A 15,707-nucleotide genomic window follows, 5' to 3' on the forward strand; every position below is an offset into this window, starting at 1 on the left:
TGTTGATTTTTGTACTGTCTTGGATAATATTAATGGCGTCAAGGAATTAAATGCGAAATGGTACAAAAGAGCAAGAAGCCGCCATCTGCTGCCAAAATCGAGGCGCCGGTCGCACCGAAGCGGCGCGGGCGGCCGCGCGCCTATGAGCCTGATGTCGCGCTCGGCAAGGCGCTCGACCTGTTCCGGCGCGACGGCTTTGCCGCGACCTCGCTCGATGATCTCAGCGCCGCAACCGGCATGAACCGGCCGAGCCTTTATGGCGCGTTCGGCGACAAGCGCGAGCTCTACATCAAGAGCTACCAGCGCTACCGCGATGACGCGCGCGCCGCGATGGCCGACATCTTCCGCGCCGATGCGCCGCTGCGGGAGCGGCTCGAGCGCATCTATCGGATCGCGCTCGACATCTATCTCTCCGGCGAGTCCGGCCCACGCGGCTGCTTCACGGTGATGACCGCGGCGTCGGAGGCGGTATCCGATCCCGGCATCCGTACCATGGTGCTGGAGGGGCTGACCGGGCTCGACAAGGCGTTCGCCACCTGCTTCCGCCATGCCAAGGAGCGCGGCGAGCTGCCTGACGGCCCCGATCCGGCGTCGCTGGCGCATCTCGCCTCCGCCACCATCCATACCATCGCGATCCGTGCCCGCGCCCGGGTGCCGCGCAAGGAGCTCGAGGCGATCGTGAAGGGCGCCCTCGACGTGCTGTGCGGGCCGAAATAGCCACGGGCGAAATTTCTGCCGCAGCAAATGTCGGCCGCTGTTTTTCCGGCTCGTCTTCCGTAAGGTCCCTCAACTCACGGAAGCGGAATATCATGGGAAAAGTCAGGACTTCTGCGTTCACGGTTTCGATCGACGGATTTGGCGCCGCGCCGCGCCAGAGCCTCGAACATCCATTCGGCGAGGGCGGCCTGGCCCTGCCCGCCGCGTGGTTCTTCGAGACGCGCGCCTTTCGCGCAATGATCGGCCAGGACGGCGGGACGACCGGGCTCGACGACGAGATCGCCCGCAAGTCGATGGAAAACATCGGCGCCTGGATCCTCGGACGGAACATGTTCGGCCCGATCCGCGGGCCTTGGCCGGATCATGCCTGGAAAGGCTGGTGGGGCGACAATCCGCCGTACCACACGCCGGTGTACGTGCTGACCCATCACGCACGGCCCGACCTGCCGATGCAAGGCGGCACCACGTTCCATTTCGTGACCGATGGCATGCTTGCCGCACTGGAGCGCGCGCGCGCGGTTGCGGGGGACAAGGACATCCGCGTCGGCGGCGGTGTGTCGGTGGTGCGGCAATTCCTGCAAGCGCGCCTCCTCGATGAGCTGCAGCTGGTGTTGCCGCCGGTCGTGCTCGGCGCCGGCGAGAGCCTGTTCGCGGGCCTCGACCTGCCTGCTCTCGGCTATGGCGTCGTCTCGCACGTCGCGAGCCCGTACGCCACGCACGTCATCTTCGCGCGCAAGTCCTAAACCGCTCACGTCTGCGTCAGCGGCAAGAATCCGCCGTTGACGCCGGCGCGGTTTGGTTTTATTTAACCCAAAGGTTATTTAACCGATGAGCTAAATAAATGCCGCTCGACCCCCTCAGTTCGACCTTCGCGGCGCTGGCCGATCCAACCCGGCGCGCGATCCTGGCGCGGCTCGCGCTCGGCGAGACATCGGTGATGGAGCTGGCAAAGCCGTTCGACATGAGCCTGCCGGCGATCTCCAAGCACCTGAAGGTGCTGGAACATGCCGGGTTGATCTCGCGCGGGCGCGAGGCGCAGTGGCGGCCGTGCCGGATCGCGCCCGCCTCGTTCAAAAAGGTCGACGGCTGGCTCGGGAATTTCCGCCGCTTCTGGGACGAGAGCTTCAACCGCCTCGACGGCCTGCTCAAGGAGATGAAGGCGGAGCAGGTCGCAAAGGCCTCGCCGCGCACCACCCGCAAAGTCAGAATAAAGAAGGAGAAGCAACGTGGACGCTCGCGTGGATAAGACACTGAGGATCACGACCCCGTCGGATCTCGAGTTCGCCATGACGCGCCAGTTCGACGCGCCGCGGCACCTGGTGTTCGATGCGATGACCAAGCCGGAATATCTCGTTCGCTGGCTCGGCTGCGACGCAATGGCGATGCCGGTTTGCGAGATCGACCTGCGCGTCGGTGGCCGCTATCGCTACGTATTCCGTTCGCCGGAGGGGATCGAGCACGTCCTCACCGGCACCTACCGCGAGGTCGCGCGCCCGGACCGCATCGCACTCGGCGAGACCTTTGCGATGCCGGGCTTCACCAGCGACGAATATCTGGTCACCTCGACCTTCGTCGAGGAAGGCGGCACGACCACGCTGACCACCACGATCAAGCATCCCACCAAGGAGGCTCGCGACGGCCACCTCAATTCCGGCATCGAGAAGGGCGTCGAGCCGGCCTACGACCGGCTCGCGGAGATCGTTGCCGGGATGGGCTGACGCAAAGGCTCTGGGCCGCCTTGCCGTGATCCACAGATCCGTGGTCGTCCCCGGCGAAGGCCGGGACCCATACCTCGCGGCCTCTCTTTGGGGCACGCGCGGGGACATTCTGCTCAACAACAGTGTGTCGTGATTATGGGTCCCGGGTCGCGCGGAGCCTGTCATCGGGCGGCGCTTTGCGCCGACCCGTTGGCTTGCCCGGGACGACACCGCCTTAGTACCCCCGCTTGCGGTCAACGAGGTTTTCCAGCGCGCCGCCGGCCTCGAAGCGCGCGATCTGCTGCGCGACATATTTCGAGATCTCGTCGGCGTCGGTGTCAGCGGCGTTGTGCGGCGTCAGCACCACCTTCGGATGGCTCCAGAACGGGCTCACCTCGGGCAGCGGCTCGGTCTCGTAGACGTCGAGCGAGGCGGCACCCAGCGTGCCGTCGTCGAGCGCGCGCAGGATGTCGGCCTCGTTCTGCAAGGCGCCGCGGCCGGCATTGACGATCACGGGCGCGCCGAGCGGGCTGTTGCGGTTCAGCTTCGCGAACAATTCGCGATTCAGCACGTGCCTTGTATCAGGCGTCAGCGGCAGCAGGCAGACCAGGATGTTGGTCTCGCGCAGGAACGCCTCCAGCCCGTCGGCGCCGTGGGTGCAACTGATGCCGTCGATCCGCTTCTCGTTGCGGCTCCAGCCGACGACCCGGAAGCCGAGCGCGCGGAGCGCGTGCGCCGAGGCCGCGCCGAGCGTGCCGAGCCCCATGATTCCGACGGTGATCGCGCCCGCCGCCCATTGATATTTCGGCGCCCAGCGCTTGGCCCGCTGCGACTCCCGCAGATAGAGCTCCTGGCGGTGATGCATCAGCACATGCAGCACGACATATTCGGTCATGCGGTCGGTGAGATCAGAGACGGCGACCCGCACCAGCGGCACGTCGGGCAGCGAGCGGTCGATCATCAGCGCATCGACACCGGCGCCGAGATTGAAGATGACGCGCAGATTGCCGAACGCCGCGAGCTCGCCCGGCTTCGGCTTCCACACCGCGGCATAGTGCACCTCGGCGGGATCGAGCGCCGGGTCCGGCAGCAGCACCACGCCGCGGTCCGGGCAGACCGTATCGAACCGCGCCTTCCAGCGCGCCGACGACCAGTTTTCCGCGCCGCCATTGATCAGCAGCGCGAGCGCGCCTTTACTCATTCGGATACCTCCAACGCCAGTGTGATGCGTGTCACAGAGTGGGTCCTGCCCGCCCCCTAGTCTCCTGCCATCAACAGGGGAGAACTTCCATGCGCAAACTGGTCCTGACCTCGGCTTTGATCGTCGCCTGCGCCGCCACCGCCCACGCCGGTCAGAGCCGCGGCCTCGTGCTCGCAGCCGCCTACACGCCCGCTCAAACACAACCGGCCGTTGCGCCGGCGCAGGCCGAGTCCCAGCCGGCCCCGTCGCAGGCGCAACCAACGGAGTCTCCGAGGCACCAGGCGTCCCGTCCGGTGCAGAGGAGCCACGTCGGCCGCCGGAGAGAGACGAGGCCAAGGCGCCCCGGATCGCCGCCCGCTACGCCGTCTGTTGATAACCGCGTCATGATCGTTGCGGTGACGGCCTGATGCGCGATTGCCGAGGTCCGGTCGGTCGAGGCTCGCGATGAAGCTTCGATCAGATCCATCACCTGCATTCGGAACCCAAATTTCTTTCGCGCCCCATGTCGGCAGCGGGCATAATCGTTCGTTCTTGCAATGAACGGAGATGCCTTTTCGATGCTGTACGCCATCCTCTGCTATCACGACGAAGACATGGTCGGTTCCTGGAGCAAGGAGCACGACGCCTCGGTCATGCAGAAACTGTCCGTCGTGCAGGACAAGCTCGCCAAGCAGGGCAAGCTCGGCCCGGTGGCGCGGCTGCTGCCGACCACGGCGGCGACCACGCTGCGCAAGGAAAACCCGCCGCTGGTGCTGGACGGCCCGTTCGCCGAAACCAAGGAGCAGCTGCTCGGCTTCTATCTGGTCGAGGGCAGGAACCTCGACGAGGTGCTCGACATCGCGCGCGACCTCGGCGAGGCCAATCCCGGCGGCACCTATGAGATCCGGCCGGTCGGCTACTTCAGTCAGGGAAGTGCCAAGGAGACTGTAGAGGGGAGAGCGAAGGCGTGAGCGTGACCGACACCGCCTGGATCGATTCCGCGCTGACATCGGCGCGTCCCCAGGCGGTTGGCGCGTTGCTGCGCTACTTCCGCAATCTCGACACCGCCGAGGAAGCCTTCCAGAACGCCTGCCTGCGGGCGCTCAAGAGCTGGCCGCAGAACGGCCCGCCGCGCGATCCTGCGGCGTGGCTGATCATGGTCGGCCGCAATGTCGCGATCGACGACATCAGGCGCAGCAAGAAGCAGGAGCCGTTGCCCGACGATGACCAGGCGATCTCCGACCTCGACGACACCGAGGACGAGCTTGCCGAGCGGCTCGACGGCTCGCATTACCGCGACGACATCCTGCGGCTCCTGTTCATCTGCTGTCACAAGGACCTGCCGGCGACCCAGCAGATCGCACTCGCGCTGCGCATCGTTTCCGGCCTGTCGGTGAAGCAGATCGCGCGCGCCTTCCTGGTCTCGGAAGCCGCGATGGAGCAGCGCATCACGCGGGCCAAGACGCGCGTCGCCGATGCCAACGTGCCGTTCGAGACGCCGGGCGCGGTCGAGCGCAGCGAGCGCCTCGTCTCGGTCGCGGCGATGATCTACCTGATCTTCAACGAGGGCTATTCGGCGAGCGGCGACACCGCCGAAATCCGCTCGCCGCTGTGCGAGGAGGCGATCCGGCTGGCCCGCCTGCTGCTGCGGCTGTTCCAGAGCGAGCCGGAGATCATGGGGCTGACGGCGCTATTGCTGTTGCAGCATGCCCGCGCCGCCGCGCGCTTCGACGCTGATGGCCAAGTGATCCTGCTCGACGACCAGGACCGCAGCCTGTGGAACCAGAAGCTGATCGCCGAGGGTCTCGCGCTGATCGACAAGGCGATGCGCCACCGCAGGAGCGGGCCCTATCAGGTGCAGGCGGCGATCGCGGCCCTTCACGCCCGTGCGGAAAAGCCCGAGGATACCGACTGGACCCAGATCGACCTGCTTTATGGCGCGCTCGAGATCATGCAGCCGTCGCCGGTGGTGACGCTCAATCGTGCCGTTGCGGTCTCCAAGGTGAAGGGGCCGGAAGCCGCGCTCGAGATGATCGAGCCGCTGGCGCCGCGGCTCTCCAATTATTTCCATTATTTCGGCGTGCGCGGCGCATTCCTGATGCAACTCGGCCGCAACGAGGAAGCCCGCGTCACGTTCGACCGCGCCATCGCGCTCGCCAACACCACCGCCGAAGCTGCGCACATCCGCATGCACATCGACCGCCTGATGCGCGACAGCCAGCCGCGCAATGTGAAGGCGAAGTAGCTCTCACTTGGTCGCACCTCGTCCGAGTGCAAGTTGAGAACCTTCCCGTGTGGCACCCCTCTCCCTAACCCTCTCCCGCAAGGGGAGAGGGAACCCCTCCGCCGGTGCTTCCCTGACGTGAGAGCAAGAACATCGCCAGCCAATTGCGTGAGGTGGGCACAATAGTCAGGCTCCCTCCCCCCTTGTGGGGGAGGGTGGGAAGAGGGGTAAGCCCCGGGCGAACTGATCAATGTGTGCGTTGCTCTCGCAACTCCGGTCGTGGCTTCCGAAAAATTCTTCACCGTCCTTGTCGGCCCCGCACCCCGCCGTTCGTCATGAAGGCAGAGCATCACCAAGCGTTACGGAGCCTGTCATGCCGACGATCGTCGACGCCGAAGTCTCAAAGCCTGCCCGCATCACCGGCCGCGTCATGAGCGGCGTTGTTGTCCTCTTCCTGCTGTTCGACGGCGCGATCAAGCTGGTGCCGTTGTCGGTGGTCACCGAGACCATGGACAAGATGGGCTTTGGCGCGAGCGATGCGCTGGCGCGCAGCCTGGGCATCATCACCATCGTCTGCACGCTGCTCTACTCGGTGCCGCCGACCTCGATCCTCGGTGCCATCCTGCTCACAGGCTATCTCGGCGGCGCGATCGCATCGCATGTGCGGATCGGTAGCCCGATGTTCACCCACACGCTGTTCGGGCTCTATCTCGGCCTGATGGTGTGGGGTGGTCTCTATCTGCGCGACGGCAATCTGCGCGCGCTGCTTCCGTTTCACCGTTGAGGGATTGTTCGATTCATCCACAATGCTGCCGCAGGGAAATGCGACCAGTGTCACATGGGCCATGTACGGTCCCGGTCTCGCCAATCTGAAGAAGCTGACTGAAAAATAGAGCGTTTTCGAGCGAAGTGGTTACCGGTTCGCGTGAAGAAAACGCGTCAAACAAGAATCCGGAGCCTCGTTTCGATTATATCGGAACGAGGCTCTGGTTACCCCAGGGAGCATGTCATGCAGGTCAACCCCTATCTCTCCTACGACGGCAATTGCGGCGCCGCGCTGAATTTCTACCAGAAGGTTCTCGGTGCGCGGATTGAGGAAACCCATCCCTACGGCGAGGGCAATGCGGAGATGCAGACGCCGCCCGGCTGGAAGGACAAGATCATGCACGCCAGGGTCTCGATCGACGGCGAGATCATCATGGCCTCCGACGCCCCGCCCGGCCACTTCCAGAAGCCGCAGGGTTTTCACGTCGCGCTGCAGGTCGAGGACCCCACCGAAGCCGAACGCCGCTTCAAGGCGCTGTCCGAGGGCGGCACGGTCACCATGCCGTTCGGCAAGACCTTCTTCTCCAACGGCTTCGGCATGTGCGTCGATCAGTTCGGCATCCCCTGGATGGTGAACTGCCCGCAAGGGATGTAGGCGGAACCTCGGCAAGCATCCGGGCAGGGACAGTCACGGTGCGCACTGCTGCACCTACGTCATTGCGAGCGGAGCGAAGCAATCCATCGCACCACAAGTAGTAATAGTAATATGGATTGCTTCGTCGCTGTCGCGGCTCGCAATGGCGACTGTGTTAACCGCACCTACCTGCACCGCGGATAGATCGCGGCGAGATCGCGGCCACGCAGCAGCAGCAGGCGCGAGCTCAGGCCGCCGCGGCGCACGATCCAGCCGCGCACCGGCGCCGGGTAGGCTTCGAGCACCGCCTCGGATGCTTCCGGCTCCGCATAGGTTCGGCCGCGTCGGTCGATCGAACGCGCGGCGTGGAAGCCGAGCACAGCGCGCCGCGTCACGCAGATGCGGTCGCCCGGCACCATCGAGAGCACCAGCGTGCAGGCCGACAGGCACGGCCCGTCGATCACCACGCGCTCACCCGACGCACGCACCTTGTCGAACAGTTCGATGAACGGGCCGACCTCCCCGCCGGGGCTGGCGAGGATACGAACGTCGGCCTGCGCGCAGCAAACCGTTGCGCAGAGGGCTGCCGCCGCGACAACTATCTTCATCAGCGCAATCCATGCCCGCGATGCGATCGAGGTCCCGCCGCATCTGAAGCTGCAAGGCTTGCGCCGGAATGGGGCATCGTCAAGACCGATCCCCCTTCCGCACAGACTGGCTCAGGCTGCCCGGTTCTTGAGCGCACCCACGATCGCGGTAAGCACCGCGCCGGCAACGCCGCCGCCGGCCACCTGTCCGATAATGCTGCCGATGTCAGGCGTCGCACCGGAATTGGCGAGCAGCGGGATCAGCATGCCCAGAAGCTGTCCGCCCGCGCCGCCGCCGATGGCACCTGCGATGGTGTTTCCGAGCGTGCCGAGATCGATGTTCTTGGCCGCTCCCGCGGCGACATTGCCGCCGACGGCTCCGCTGATGACTTGAATGATCAGATTGATGAGGACGCCCGACATGACGTGATTTCTCCCCGGTATCCGGTTCAACATGGCCGAGACGCTGACGGCGCCCCACCGGGGCAGAGGTTAGGCCTCCAGCGCGCATAGGTCATGCTGCGCACGCGAAGATTGCCGGCCTGCATGCACGATATGCACCGGGTTCTTGGGCGCTGTTCGGTGGTTCCGGGGCCTCAGCCCCCGCCGGAGACGCCGGCCTCGGCAAAGGTCGCCATGCCGGCGTGACAGGCGAGGGCGGCGCGCAGCAGCAGGATCGCAATTCCAGCACCGGAGGCTTCGCCGAGCCGCATCTCGAGATCGAGCAGGGGGGCGAGCGCAAGTTCACGCAGCAATTCGCGGTGGCCGAGCTCGGCCGACACATGCCCGGCGCGGCAATGCGCGAGGCCATTGGGAGCAAGCCGCGCCAGCGGCAGCACCGCCGACGTCGCGACGAAGCCGTCGAGCAGCACCGGAATGGATCGTGCACGCGCTGCCAGCACGGCGCCCGCGATGGCTGCGAACTCGCGCCCGCCGAGCGCGACTGCGACAGCCAGGGGATCGTCGAGCAGGTTGCGGTGCAGTTTCAGCGCGGTGTCGATCGTGGCGCGCTTGCGCAGCAGGCCGGCATCGTCGACGCCGGTGCCGCGGCCGGCCCAGCGTGCGCCGCGCCCGCCCATCAATGCCGCGCACAGCGTCGCAGCCACGGTGGTGTTGGCGATGCCCATCTCGCCGACCACCAGCAGGTCGCATTGCTCGGGCACTGCGCGCCAGCCGGTGTCGAGGGCGACCAGGAAATCGGCGCCATCCATCGCCGGCGCCATCGTGAAGTCGCGCGTCGGCCGTGCGAGTTCGAGCGGCTCGACGCGCAGCTCGGCGCCGGCAAGTTTTGCGATCTGGTTGATCGCAGCGCCGCCCGCTGCGAAGTTCGCCACCATCTGCGCGGTGACCTCGGCCGGATAGGCGGAGACGCCGCGCTCGGCGATGCCGTGATTGCCGGCGAACACGGCGATCGTCACCTTATCGAGCCGGGGAATCTCGCGCCGCTGCCAGCGCGCCAGCCAGATCGCAACTTCTTCCAGCCGGCCGAGGCTGCCCGGCGGCTTGGTCAGGTTCTGCTGGCGCAGGCTTGCTGCCGCAGCGCTCGCCTCGTCGCCTGCGGGCAGGTCGCGACAAAAGCTGCGGATGTCGTCTAGAGTACTGAATTGCATGCGATTCCCTCGTCGAGCGGGCCGCAAGCTAATGCATGATCCGGAACGCTGTGAAGCGCTTTTCAGGAGGGATCATGCTCAAACGAGGAGCTAAAGCGGGCTGGCGATCGGACCTGATCTCATCGCGATTTAGTGCAATTTGAAGGCCAAGACTTTGAAGGCCAAGACTTTGAAGGCTAAGACCATGCGTGAGTGGCTCCACGATCTCAGGACCGCCACTGCCTTTCTGACCCGCCTGCCGATGCCGCATCCGGACGGCGCGCGGCCGGAGAGTTTTGCGCGGGCGCAGCGGCTGTTTCCCCTGATCGGGGCCGGCATCGGCGCGGCGATAGGCCTGTTCTGTCTGCTGTTGCGGGTGATCGGCGTGCCGGACCTCGCCGCGGCGGCGCTCGCGCTCGGCGTCGGTGCGCTCTTGACCGGCGCGCTGCATGAAGACGGGCTTGCCGACGTTGCCGACGGGTTCGGCGGCGGCCGCGATCCTGCGGCCAAGCTCGAGATCATGCGCGACAGCCGGCTCGGCACTTATGGCGCGCTCGCGTTGGTGGTGAGCTTTACCGCCAAGCTCGCGGCGCTGGCTGCCCTTCAGAACGGTCTTGTGGTGCAGAGCCTGATCGCGGCGCATGCGCTCGGCCGTGGTGTGCTGCCGTGGATCACGATCAGTCTGCCTTATGCGCGCACGGACGGGCTCGTAGCCAATGCCGGCCGGCCCGACGGCACGATTGCCGCGGTCGCCGCAGGTATCGCGCTGGTGATCGCAATCCTCGCGCTGCCCTTCAGCAATGCGCTGCTGGCGGCGATCGCGGCCGGCGCGAGCGCACTGATCATGGCGCAGCTGGCAAAACGGCAGATCGGCGGCCAGACCGGCGATGTGCTTGGTGGCGCCGAGCAGGTCGCGGAGACTGCCGTCCTGGTGCTGCTCGCGGCGCGGTTGGGGTAGGGCGTTTTCAAGCGAAGTGGGTGCCGGTTCGCGTGAAGAAAACGCGTCAAAATGGAAAGCCGAAGCGGAAGATGGGCGAAACTCATCTCTGGCTCATCCGCCACGCGCCGGTCGACGGTCCGCGCGGCGTGATCCATGCGCCGGATGCGCCCGCGGATCTCAGCGATGCAGCGGCGTTCGCCGCGTTGCAGGCGCGGCTGCCGCCTCACGCCGTCGCGATTTGCAGTCCGGCGCGCCGCACCCGCGAGACCGCCGCGCGGCTCGGCCTCACGGCGACGGAAGATGATGCCTTTCGCGAGCAGGATTTCGGCGACTGGACCGGCCGTCGCCATAGCGAGATCGAGGCCGAGCTCGGCGCGGCCTATCGTGCGTTCTGGAATTCGCCGGGGACCAACCGGCCGCCGGGCGGTGAAAGCTTCGCCGATCAGATCGCGCGGGCGCGGGCAGGGCTGGCGCGCTTGCCGGCGGGCGACGTCGTGCTGGTCGTGCATTCCGGCACCACCCGCGCGATCCTCGCGATCGCGCTCGAACTGGCGCCGGAGCTCGCGCTGCGCTTTGTCATCGATCCGCTGTCGCTGACGCGGATCGATAGGCTGGCAGACGCGTGGCGCGTCGTCGCGGTGAACGGGTGCGAATAGTGGAGCGAGCTCCACTTCACCTCGCCCCGCCACGAGATGCGATCCGGGTGAGGGGGTACGGGTCTCACCGCGTTCGGTACTCGCGGAAGCAGCCCCTCACCCCAACCCTCCAAGAGCAAGCGTCGCTTGTCTCGAGCCCGTAAGAACGGGGCGAGGGAGCGCAGTCCCATCGCGGCTGTTCGGTCGTTCGATCAGCCGTCACCCATTCCGCCGCTGGCCGCGCAGGGTCGGCAGGCCGATGCCGGCGGCGTCGAAGCCGCCGTCGACGGCGAGGATCTGTCCGGTGATGTAGCTGGCGCGATCCGAGCACAGGAAGAAGATCGCTTCCGCCAGCTCCTCCTCCAGCCCGTAGCGGTTGAGCGGGATCGCGTCGTGATAGTCGGCGCGGATCTCCGGCGTGTGCACCGCTTTCGCCATCGCGGTCTCGACCGGTCCGGGCGCTACGCCGTTGACGCGGATGCCGAGCGAGGCGAGCTCGACCGCGAGCTGCTTGGTGAGATGCGCGAGGCCGGCCTTGCTGGTGCCGTAGGCCGAGCGCAGCGTCGAGGCGCGCACCGCCGAGATCGAGGTGATGTTGACGATCGCGCCGCCGCCATGCTCGCGCATCAATGGCGCGGCCGCCTTGGTGCACAGGAACGGACCGGTGAGGTTGACGGCCATGATCCGGCTCCAGTCGGCGTCCGAGGTCTCTAGCACCGGCGTGAACACGGCAACGCCGGCGTTGTTGACGAGCGCATCGAGCCGGCCGAAGCGGCCTGCGATCGCGGCGATCGCTTTGGTCACGCCATCGGCATCCGACACGTCGCAGGTCAGCGCCAGCGTATTGTCGGGCTGCTTCAGCGCCGCGACGGCGCTCTCCTGCAACTCGCCCTCGATATCAAGCAGCGCAACGCGCCAGCCGTCAGCGAGAAAGCGCTTCGCTGCGGCGAGCCCGATGCCGCGCGCGGCGCCGGTCACGAGCGCGACTTTTTGTGCAGAGGAAGTCATTGGGCGGTCCATCGGTTCGGTTGGGCGAGCCAGTTCGTCTGCGATCTTCGCCGAGGCGTGTCAACCGGCTTGCATGCCGGCAAAATATCCCCGCACAGAATGTCGGCCGGGCCGCTCCGGCTTCGTCCTGCGGGCACTGGTCCAATCATGGAGTTCCGATGTCGCTCACCCTGCATTACCACCCGCTGTCCTCGTTCTGCTGGAAGGCGCTGGTCGCGCTTTACGAGAACGGCGCGCCGTTCACGCCGAATATGGTCAACCTCGGCGATCCCGCACAGCGTGCGGCGCTGCTCGCGCTATCGCCGATCGGCCGCTTTCCCGTGCTCCGCGACGAAACGCGCGGCGAGACGGTGCCTGAATCGAGCATCGTCATCGAATATCTCGACCGGCATTATCCCGGCACCGTCAGGTTGATCCCCGAGGACCCGGAGCTCGCGTTGCAGACCCGGCTGCGCGATCGCTTCCTCGATCTCTATGTTCATCTGCCGATGCAGAAGATCGTCGGCGACCGGCTGCGATCTGCGGACAGCAAGGATCCGTATGGCGTCGCCGAGGCGCGGGCGCAGCTCTGCACCTCCTATGCGATCCTGGATCAGCAACTGGCGCATGGCGGCTGGATGATGGGCGAGCATGTCTCGCTGGCCGATTGCGCAGCCGCGCCGGCGCTGTTCTACGGCAACAAGGTCGAGCCGATCGCAGCGGGCCACCGGCATCTGGCCGCCTATCTCGAGCGGCTGAAGGCGCGTCCGTCTTTCGCACGGGTCCTCAAGCAGGCCGAGCCCTATTTCGGCATGTTCCCGAGCGAAACCTGAAAACGACGTCCGATCCGGGTTCCGAAAATAAATGCGGCGCGATGTCGTTTTCGCGCCGTCCCGTTCGTCATCTCCCTGAGGCCCGGGTTCTGGAGCGCTGGTCGCTCCGGGGGCCCGGGCGAAGCATGTGGAGACGACATGGCTGCAGCTGGCAACAGGGCGGAGATCATCCGCGGGCTCTTCGCCGCCTATCTCGCCAATGACCGCGCGAGCGTCGAGGCGGCGTTCGCGGAGGATTTCCGCTTCTCGACGCCCGATGGCGAGAACATCGACAAGCCGCGCTATTTCGTCGAGTGCTGGCGCGACAGCGGCTGGATCGGCCGCCACGAGATCGAGCGTATCATGGTCGACGGAGCCGAAGCCTTCGTCACCTATCGCTGCGTGGCCCGCGACGGCAAGAGCTTCCGCAACACCGAGTTCTTCGTGTTCGACGGCGACAAGGTGTCGCGCATCGATGTGTATTTCGGCCCGTCGCATCAGGACGGCGAACTCGTCAGGCAGGAGCGCTGAGGGCGATGTCATGCGCGATGCAATGACCTGCGAACTAATTTCGCTGCGCCTGTCGGTGTGGCAAGGCCGGCGTCGTCCTTGAAACGAGTACCGGCGACGCCGGTCCGACACAACGGAGCAGGACAATGAAATTCATGGTGATCGTGAAGGCGAACAGGGATACCGAGGCCGGTGTGATGCCGAGCACCGAGCTGCTCGCCGCGATGGGCAAGTTCAACGAGGAGATGGTCAAGGCCGGCGTGATGCAGGCCGGCGAGGGGCTGCATCCGACCAACAAGGGCGCCCGGGTCAAATATGCCGGCGGGCAGAGCATCGTGTCGCACGGCCCGTTCAGCCCGACGAGCGACCTCGTCGCCGGCTTCTGGCTGATCGAGACCAAATCGCTCGACGAGGCGATCGGCTGGATGAAGCGCGCGCCGTTCGACGGCGGCTCCGAGATCGAAATCCGCCAGGTGTTTGCGGCGGAGGATTTCGGCGAAGCGCTGACGCCCGAGCTGCGCGAGCAGGGAGAACGCCTGCGTGCGCAGGCGGGCAGGAAGTGATGTTGCCGTCATTCCGGGCATCGCCTAAGCGATCAGCCCGGAATGACGAGAGTGAGAATTCTCGCGTGATTCAACAAGCAAGGAAATCCGACCAATGCGTTTCATGATGCTGATGATCCCGCTCGGCTATGAGTCCGCGCCGGCCAAGCTCGAGCTCGACCCCGAACGGGTCGCCGCGATGATGCGATACAATCAGGCGCTGAAGGACGCCGGCGTGCTGATCACGCTGGAAGGCCTGCATCCGCCGGCGTCAGGCGCGCGGGTCAGGTTCGACACCGGCGCCCCCGTCGTGATCGACGGTCCGTTCACCGAGGCCAAGGAAGTGATCGGCGGCTTCTGGATGATCGACGTCGCCTCGCGCGCGGAGGCGATCGAATGGGCCAGCAAGTGCCCGGCCACCGCGAACGAGATGATCGAGATCCGCCAGGTGCAGGAGATGGCCGATTTCTCCGAGGAGGTGCAGCAGGCGGCCGCCACCTTCGAGCATCCGCAGGGCGGCTGGGGCAAGGCGCTCCGCTGAAGCTCGAACGACCAGCGATGCCGCCGCATGGCGTCACCGCGCCACCAACCGATCGTCAACCACCAACGACCACAACGGAGACGCAAGATGAGCACCAACACCTTTCTCGCCGTCTATCTCGGCGGCGGCAAAACCGGCGCCCGGATGGCAGCATGGAATGCGCTGCCGGAGGCCGAACGGCGCGCCAAGGAGCAGCAGGGCATGGCCGCGTGGGGCGCCTGGGTCGAGAAGCACCACGACGTGATCGTCGAGATGGGCGGACCGCTCGGCAAGACCAAGAAGGTCAGGGCCGACGGCACCGCCGACATCGCCAATCTGATGACCGGCTTCACCGTGGTGCGCGCACCCTCGCATGAGGCGGCGGCAAAGCTGTTCGAGAACCACCCGCACTTTGCGATCTTCCCGGGCGAAGCCGTGGAGATCATGCCGGTGCTGCCGATCCCTGGGCGGTAGTCTCGCGGGACGCTAAGCCCGATTGCGCGACGAAATCATCCGTTAATCTTGATTGGCGGCTGACCCGCCGCTAGTGACCTTTACCGCCAGCTCATGTAAAAGCCGTTCACATGAGCTGGCGCAAGGACCAAGGCCGCGCCGAGCGCGGCTATCATCACGGCAATCTCAAAGAGGCCTTGCTGCAGGCCGCGCTCGACTTGATCTCGAAGAAAGGGCCGGCCGGCTTCACCTTCGCCGATGCCGCGCGCATGGCCGGCGTCAGCCCCGCCGCACCGTACCGCCACTTCCGCGACCGCGACGAACTGATCGCCAGTATCGCGCAGCGCGGCTTCGAGCAATTCGAATCGCTCTTGACGCAAGCGTGGGACGATGGCCGCCCCGATACCGTCACGGCGTTCGAGCGGGTCGGCAAGGCCTACCTCGCCTTCGCCCGCGAGGAGCCTGCGTTCTACTCCGCGATGTTCGAATCCGGCCTGCCGGTCGATTCCAATCCGACCTTGATGGCCGCAAGCGAACGTGCGTTCGCGATCATCCGCGCCGCCGCCGAACGGCTCGCGGCGCTGGCGCCGCCAGGCCAGCCGCGCCCGCCGGCGATGATGATGGCGCTGCACATCTGGGCGATGTCGCATGGCGTCGCCTCGCTGTTCGGCCGCGGCGACGCCGCGCGGCGCAAGCTGCCGATGTCGCCGGAGGATCTGCTCGAGGCCGAGGTGCTGATTTATCTGCGCGGGCTCGGCTTCCGGACCGACCAGAAACCGGGAGCTGCGTCCGCGGATGAAAAACCGGCCGGCGACAAGGCTGGTCCCTGGGGCAAACCGAAATAAAATTTCAAAAATAATTGCAGAAAAAATTGCGAGGGTGCGTCATCCGCGCTGCTTGACTTTCCCAAGGGAT

At 66.0% G+C, this 15,707-nt stretch carries 21 protein-coding genes and 1 pseudogene; 17 read left to right on the forward strand and 5 right to left on the reverse strand.

Annotated features, from left to right (window positions below; all coding sequences use genetic code 11):
• The first annotated feature begins 57 nt into the window (after window positions 1-57).
• From ABIB78_RS12705 to ABIB78_RS12720, 4 genes are all read left to right on the forward strand, one after another.
• Window positions 58-717, forward strand: a complete 660-nt coding sequence (locus tag ABIB78_RS12705; RefSeq protein ID WP_429024714.1) for a TetR/AcrR family transcriptional regulator — start codon at window positions 58-60, stop codon at window positions 715-717.
• A 92-nt stretch (window positions 718-809) separates the two neighbouring features.
• Complete coding sequence (locus ABIB78_RS12710) at window positions 810-1,460, forward strand: dihydrofolate reductase family protein (protein WP_429024716.1); 651 nt, start codon at window positions 810-812, stop codon at window positions 1,458-1,460.
• 98 nt (window positions 1,461-1,558) lie between these two features.
• On the forward strand, window positions 1,559-1,963 hold the full coding sequence (locus tag ABIB78_RS12715) for an ArsR/SmtB family transcription factor (protein ID WP_429024718.1): 405 nt from the start codon (window positions 1,559-1,561) through the stop codon (window positions 1,961-1,963).
• Entirely contained in the window at window positions 1,956-2,435 is a 480-nt protein-coding gene (locus tag ABIB78_RS12720) for an SRPBCC domain-containing protein (RefSeq protein ID WP_429024720.1), read from the forward strand. Before ABIB78_RS12715 ends, ABIB78_RS12720 begins: the two co-directional genes overlap by 8 nt.
• A gap of 214 nt (window positions 2,436-2,649) precedes the next feature.
• On the opposite strand, the gene ABIB78_RS12725 is transcribed toward ABIB78_RS12720, so the two are convergent.
• Window positions 2,650-3,615, reverse strand: a complete 966-nt coding sequence (locus ABIB78_RS12725; protein ID WP_429024722.1) for a 2-hydroxyacid dehydrogenase — start codon at window positions 3,613-3,615, stop codon at window positions 2,650-2,652.
• A 557-nt stretch (window positions 3,616-4,172) separates the two neighbouring features.
• On the opposite strand from ABIB78_RS12725, the gene ABIB78_RS12730 reads away from it, so the two are divergent.
• The 5 genes and pseudogenes from ABIB78_RS12730 (at window position 4,173) to ABIB78_RS12750 (ending at window position 7,238) form a co-directional block, all read left to right on the forward strand.
• Entirely contained in the window at window positions 4,173-4,565 is a 393-nt protein-coding gene (locus tag ABIB78_RS12730) for a YciI family protein (RefSeq protein ID WP_429024724.1), read from the forward strand.
• The gene (locus tag ABIB78_RS12735; protein ID WP_429024726.1) at window positions 4,562-5,839 is read left to right on the forward strand and encodes an RNA polymerase sigma factor; all 1,278 of its coding nucleotides are present in this window, start codon (window positions 4,562-4,564) and stop codon (window positions 5,837-5,839) included. The genes ABIB78_RS12730 and ABIB78_RS12735 overlap by 4 nt, the downstream gene beginning before the upstream one ends.
• Window positions 5,840-6,191: 352 nt before the next feature.
• Window positions 6,192-6,602 carry a DoxX family protein gene (locus ABIB78_RS12740; protein ID WP_429024729.1) on the forward strand — a complete coding sequence of 137 codons (411 nt, stop codon included), beginning with the start codon at window positions 6,192-6,194 and terminating at the stop codon, window positions 6,600-6,602.
• A 19-nt stretch (window positions 6,603-6,621) separates the two neighbouring features.
• Window positions 6,622-6,711: pseudogene (locus tag ABIB78_RS12745) on the forward strand (polyketide cyclase); the annotation flags it as partial.
• 116 nt (window positions 6,712-6,827) lie between these two features.
• The gene (locus ABIB78_RS12750) at window positions 6,828-7,238 is read left to right on the forward strand and encodes a VOC family protein (protein WP_429024731.1); all 411 of its coding nucleotides are present in this window, start codon (window positions 6,828-6,830) and stop codon (window positions 7,236-7,238) included.
• 164 nt (window positions 7,239-7,402) lie between these two features.
• Here ABIB78_RS12750 and ABIB78_RS12755 read toward each other — a convergent pair whose 3' ends face one another.
• The 3 genes from ABIB78_RS12755 to cobT form a co-directional block, all read right to left on the reverse strand.
• A complete protein-coding gene (locus ABIB78_RS12755; protein ID WP_429024733.1) occupies window positions 7,403-7,825 on the reverse strand; it encodes a hypothetical protein in 423 nt (140 codons plus the stop codon).
• A gap of 111 nt (window positions 7,826-7,936) precedes the next feature.
• The gene (locus ABIB78_RS12760) at window positions 7,937-8,227 is read right to left on the reverse strand and encodes a hypothetical protein (protein WP_016842535.1); all 291 of its coding nucleotides are present in this window, start codon (window positions 8,225-8,227) and stop codon (window positions 7,937-7,939) included.
• 173 nt (window positions 8,228-8,400) lie between these two features.
• The gene (gene cobT, locus ABIB78_RS12765) at window positions 8,401-9,414 is read right to left on the reverse strand and encodes a nicotinate-nucleotide--dimethylbenzimidazole phosphoribosyltransferase (RefSeq protein WP_429024736.1); all 1,014 of its coding nucleotides are present in this window, start codon (window positions 9,412-9,414) and stop codon (window positions 8,401-8,403) included.
• Window positions 9,415-9,598: 184 nt separating this feature from the next.
• On the opposite strand from cobT, the gene cobS reads away from it, so the two are divergent.
• A complete protein-coding gene (gene cobS / locus ABIB78_RS12770; RefSeq protein WP_429024738.1) occupies window positions 9,599-10,351 on the forward strand; it encodes an adenosylcobinamide-GDP ribazoletransferase in 753 nt (250 codons plus the stop codon).
• Window positions 10,352-10,422: 71 nt separating this feature from the next.
• Window positions 10,423-10,989: a histidine phosphatase family protein gene (locus ABIB78_RS12775; protein ID WP_429024740.1), complete on the forward strand. Its 567-nt coding sequence runs from the start codon at window positions 10,423-10,425 to the stop codon at window positions 10,987-10,989.
• A 198-nt stretch (window positions 10,990-11,187) separates the two neighbouring features.
• On the opposite strand, the gene ABIB78_RS12780 is transcribed toward ABIB78_RS12775, so the two are convergent.
• Complete coding sequence (locus ABIB78_RS12780; RefSeq protein WP_429024742.1) at window positions 11,188-11,976, reverse strand: SDR family NAD(P)-dependent oxidoreductase; 789 nt, start codon at window positions 11,974-11,976, stop codon at window positions 11,188-11,190.
• A 158-nt stretch (window positions 11,977-12,134) separates the two neighbouring features.
• Here ABIB78_RS12780 and ABIB78_RS12785 point away from each other — a divergent pair, with 158 nt between their 5' ends.
• From ABIB78_RS12785 to ABIB78_RS12810, 6 genes are all read left to right on the forward strand, one after another.
• Window positions 12,135-12,788, forward strand: coding sequence for a glutathione S-transferase family protein (locus ABIB78_RS12785; protein ID WP_429024744.1), 654 nt, complete (start codon window positions 12,135-12,137; stop codon window positions 12,786-12,788).
• Between the two features lie 138 nt (window positions 12,789-12,926).
• Window positions 12,927-13,298: a nuclear transport factor 2 family protein gene (locus ABIB78_RS12790; protein WP_429024746.1), complete on the forward strand. Its 372-nt coding sequence runs from the start codon at window positions 12,927-12,929 to the stop codon at window positions 13,296-13,298.
• A gap of 125 nt (window positions 13,299-13,423) precedes the next feature.
• Window positions 13,424-13,840 (forward strand): YciI family protein, encoded by a 417-nt coding sequence (locus ABIB78_RS12795; protein WP_429024749.1) that lies wholly within the window; start codon window positions 13,424-13,426, stop codon window positions 13,838-13,840.
• A 94-nt stretch (window positions 13,841-13,934) separates the two neighbouring features.
• Window positions 13,935-14,360, forward strand: coding sequence for a YciI family protein (locus ABIB78_RS12800; RefSeq protein ID WP_429024751.1), 426 nt, complete (start codon window positions 13,935-13,937; stop codon window positions 14,358-14,360).
• An 87-nt stretch (window positions 14,361-14,447) separates the two neighbouring features.
• Window positions 14,448-14,813 carry a hypothetical protein gene (locus tag ABIB78_RS12805; protein WP_429024753.1) on the forward strand — a complete coding sequence of 122 codons (366 nt, stop codon included), beginning with the start codon at window positions 14,448-14,450 and terminating at the stop codon, window positions 14,811-14,813.
• A gap of 110 nt (window positions 14,814-14,923) precedes the next feature.
• The gene (locus tag ABIB78_RS12810; protein WP_429024755.1) at window positions 14,924-15,637 is read left to right on the forward strand and encodes a TetR/AcrR family transcriptional regulator; all 714 of its coding nucleotides are present in this window, start codon (window positions 14,924-14,926) and stop codon (window positions 15,635-15,637) included.
• Window positions 15,638-15,707 lie beyond the last annotated feature (70 nt).

The organism is Bradyrhizobium sp. I1.14.4, from assembly GCF_050435825.1.
Lineage (GTDB): Bacteria > Pseudomonadota > Alphaproteobacteria > Rhizobiales > Xanthobacteraceae > Bradyrhizobium.